The following is a 1,872-nucleotide window of genomic DNA, read 5'->3' on the forward strand; positions in this document are numbered from 1 at the left end:
CGTTTCCCCCACGCTATGACCGCCGTAACCTGTTTACCCGTCCCCCGTGGACTTGTTCACCGTGTGGTGTGGTCCTCAAGGGGTGGGAAGTATGTGGTTACAACTGTATGTAGTTATGTGTTGTGTTTCCGTGGTTCCCGGGGTTGTTGGTTGGGAACCGCATAGTGGACGCGTAGCATTTTGGTGTTTGTGTGTGTCAAGTTATCGGCGTATTAGTACCGGTCAGCTTCACGAGTCGTTAGTCCTCGCTTCCACATCCGGCCTATCAACCCAGTGGTCTGGCTGGGGGCCTCTCACACCAAATGGTGTATGGAAATCTCATCTTGAAGCAGGCTTCCCGCTTAGATGCTTTCAGCGGTTATCCCATCCGAACGTAGCTAATCAGCGGTGCACTTGGCAGTACAACTGACACACCAGAGGTTCGTCCGTCCCGGTCCTCTCGTACTAAGGACAGCCCTTCTCAAATTTCCTACGCGCGCAGCGGATAGGGACCGAACTGTCTCACGACGTTCTAAACCCAGCTCGCGTACCGCTTTAATGGGCGAACAGCCCAACCCTTGGGACCTACTCCAGCCCCAGGATGCGACGAGCCGACATCGAGGTGCCAAACCATGCCGTCGATATGGACTCTTGGGCAAGATCAGCCTGTTATCCCCGAGGTACCTTTTATCCGTTGAGCGACGGCCATTCCACAATGTGCCGCCGGATCACTAGTCCCGACTTTCGTCCCTGCTTGAGATGTCTCTCTCACAGTCAAGCTCCCTTGTGCACTTACACTCGCCACCTGATTGCCAACCAGGCTGAGGGAACCTTTGGGCGCCTCCGTTACTTTTTAGGAGGCAACCGCCCCAGTTAAACTACCCATCAGGCACTGTCCCTGACCCGGATTACGGGCCGAAGTTAGATATCCAGAGTGACCAGAGTGGTATTTCAACGATGACTCCACCTGAACTGGCGTCCAAGCTTCACAGTCTCCCACCTATCCTACACAAGCCACACCGAACACCAATACCAAACTATAGTGAAGGTCTCGGGGTCTTTCCGTCCTGCTGCGCGTAACGAGCATCTTTACTCGTAGTGCAATTTCGCCGAGTTTATGGTTGAGACAGCGGGGAAGTCGTTACTCCATTCGTGCAGGTCGGAACTTACCCGACAAGGAATTTCGCTACCTTAGGATGGTTATAGTTACCACCGCCGTTTACTGGGGCTTAAATTCCCAGCTTCGCCCACAAGGGGCTAACCGGTCCTCTTAACCTTCCAGCACCGGGCAGGAGTCAGTCCGTATACATCGTCTTGCGACTTCGCACGGACCTGTGTTTTTAGTAAACAGTCGCTTCCCCCTGGTCTCTGCGGCCCCGATCCGCCTCCCCACAGCAAGTGTGGTTCACGGTTGGGGCCCCCCTTCTCCCGAAGTTACGGGGGCATTTTGCCGAGTTCCTTAACCATAATTCTCTCGATCGCCTTAGTATTCTCTACCTGATCACCTGTGTCGGTTTGGGGTACGGGCAGTTGGAACCTCACGCCGATGCTTTTCTAGGCAGCATAGGATCATCGGATCCCCACCAAAGGTGGGGCCCATCGGGTCTCAGAGACGGTATCCAAACCAGGACCACGGATTTACCTATGATCCCTCCTACATCCTTAGACCGGGACAACCATCGCCCGGCCCGACTACCTTCCTGCGTCACACCTGTTAATACGCTTACCTCCCAAGATCAGGTCCCACGCTCCCCACCAACACTGGGTCCGAAGACCACGGGAAAGCGGTTTGGGTGGTTAGTATCCCTTGTTCAGTATGGGCGGTTCTTCACCGGTACGGGAATATCAACCCGTTGTCCATCGACTACGCCTGTCGGCCTCGCCTTAGGTCCC

General features: G+C 54.9%; 1 rRNA gene. It reads right to left on the bottom strand.

Going from position 1 to position 1,872, the window contains the following annotated elements:
• Nucleotides 1-192: 192 nt before the first annotated feature.
• A 23S ribosomal RNA gene (locus ACYU7Z_RS16400) occupies nucleotides 193-1,872 on the bottom strand; the annotation flags it as partial.

Source organism: Flaviaestuariibacter terrae, from assembly GCF_054777635.1.